Genomic DNA, 2,225 nt, shown 5'->3' on the forward strand with positions numbered 1-2,225 from the left:
AAACTGTCTTTTCGGTATTCGACCCAAAAACTTTCGGGTTTGTTAATCGCATCATCTTTAATTTCGACTTGAACTATTGGTTTTTTTATTGCTACAGGAGTGGAGTATTGAATGTCAAAATTTGTAGTTTGAGAGAGCAGATAGATATAATCGGATTCGACTCTTTTCCTGGGAGTCAAGTCTTCTTTAATGTCACCGTCAAATTGAATTGTTCCTCCCAGTATTTTTATATCATCATCATTGGTTCCTTTTACAATTTTAAATTTTGTTGCGGTAGGAAACCACAAATATTTTTCTGGAATGAATTGAAACTCATGAGTCCCGCTAATGTCCAGTATTCCCTTGATGCGCATAATGGCTTTTGCAATAGCAAAATTAATTTCATCGATATACAAGATTCCCTCCAGGCCAGCGGCCCTTCTTTCTTTTTTGTTTTTAAAGTAAACCATATAAGTGTTTCGACCATTTATGGCTACAGTGTCCAGTAGTTTGTAGTTGTAATCATTCAAGGCATCATTTGCAATTGGGCTTTTATATTTGGTTTCAAAAAGCTCATATTTAGGGTCGTATATGGAGTATGATTGAAGGTTAAAAGTAAGTATTTCATAAACAGGCTGCTTGAATCCAGCCATTCTGGTTCCTAAAATGGTTTCTTTTAATCTTTTACCGTCGTATTGATATTTTGATACTTTCTCGGTTTGAAACAAATGCTGTTTCTTGATGAGTTGTTTGAATTTGTAATCGGTTGAATCCAATTTTTTTAGATAAGTTTCGTACGAATTGGTTACAAACACGGAGTCTATAGTCCCATTAATGGAGTCTGGATTGGCAGTAACGATGAGTTTATTGTAGGATTTAAATTCAAAGCTTTTGAGTTTTTTCTGCGGATTGTTTTCTGTTTTGTTCTGAATGGTTTTTTTTATAATAGCCAATGCTGGATTTTCATTAGAAACCAGAACTTCGTTGAGTTGGTTTGTTTTTTGAATAAGAGCTATTTTGTAAAATAACTTATCGTTTTCTATATTAATTGTATTTTTTATGTAACCAATATAGGAAACTGTTATAGATGTTATTTTGTTTTCGGATGCCAAGCTGAATTTTCCATCAACATCAGAGATTGTATTGGAGCCATCGTTCGAAACAATAGAGGCAAAAGGAAGTGTTTTTTGTGTTGAAGCGTCTTTGACAATTCCGTTTACCTGAAATTGCGCTTGAAGCGAAAGCGTAAAAAGGAAGAACAGTACAATAAAGTGCTTCATAAAAACGGTTTAATACAAAACGTGTTTATATCCGTTTTGTTGTAACAAAAATAGCTATAAAAAAATCCGCCTAGTTCCAAAAAAGCAAGACGGATTTAATAAATATTTAATTGAAAGATTAAACTTTCATGATTTCGGCTTCTTTTACAGCCAGAAGTTCATCAATTTTTTTAATAAATGAATTAGTTAAGTTTTGAACTTCTTCTTCGGCGCTTTTACAAATGTCTTCTGAAGTTCCTTCTTTTTCTAATTTTTTGATATCCGTATTGGCATCTTTTCGAGCGTTTCTAACACCAATTTTGGCATCTTCAGCTTCAGACTTGGCTTGTTTTGCCAATTCACGTCTACGGTCTTCAGTAAGAGGAGGGACGCTAATGATAATCAGGTCTCCATTATTCATTGGGTTGAATCCAAGATTGGCAACCATAATTGCTTTTTCTATAGGATGTAACATGTTTTTTTCAAAAGGTTGAAGTGTGATGGTTCTAGCATCGGGTACACTGATTTTTGATACTTGAGATAGTGGAGATGCCGATCCATAATAATCAACAAAAACACTTCCCAACATGGCTGGTGATGCTTTTCCGGCACGAATGTTTAAAAATGCTTTTTCTAAATGTTCAATAGAACCAGTCATCGATTCTTCTGTACTATCTAATATAAATTCAATTTCTTCTGTCATTTTTTTTAAGATTTCAGAGTTTTTAGACTTCAGATTTCAGATTGTTGTACTGTCATCTGAAAACTGCCTACTGCTTTTTATATGTTAACTACGGTTCCTATATTTTTTCCTTCACAAATTTTCAATAGATTTCCTATTTTGTTCATGTCGAATACTACTATCGGTAATTTGTTTTCTTGGCTTAAAGTAAATGCGGTAGTATCCATAACATTTAATCCTTTTTTCAATACATCTTCAAAAGAGATGAAATCAAATTTTATTGCAGACGCATTTTTCTCTGGATC

2 protein-coding genes and 1 pseudogene are annotated in these 2,225 nt (G+C 33.3%); all 3 read right to left on the reverse strand.

Annotation, left to right across the window (positions count from 1 at the left end; translation table 11 throughout):
- Nucleotides 1–1,259, reverse strand: a 1,259-nt coding sequence (locus VFS71_RS01260; protein ID WP_326398859.1) for a DUF5686 family protein, incomplete at its 3' end; no start/stop codon positions are given.
- A gap of 118 nt (nt 1,260–1,377) precedes the next feature.
- The gene (gene frr, locus VFS71_RS01265; RefSeq protein WP_326398861.1) at nt 1,378–1,941 is read right to left on the reverse strand and encodes a ribosome recycling factor; all 564 of its coding nucleotides are present in this window, start codon (nt 1,939–1,941) and stop codon (nt 1,378–1,380) included.
- 77 nt (nt 1,942–2,018) lie between these two features.
- Nucleotides 2,019–2,225 (reverse strand): annotated as a pseudogene (gene pyrH / locus VFS71_RS01270) (UMP kinase); the annotation flags it as partial.

The organism is Flavobacterium sp. (genome assembly GCF_035760125.1).
In the GTDB taxonomy this organism is placed as follows: Bacteria; Bacteroidota; Bacteroidia; order Flavobacteriales; family Flavobacteriaceae; genus Flavobacterium.

Bases quoted from the DNA above. Each gene is read 5' to 3' on its own strand.
- frr (WP_326398861.1), bottom strand. From the start codon at position 1,941: ATGACAGAAGAAATTGAATTTATATTAGATAGTACAGAAGAATCGATG.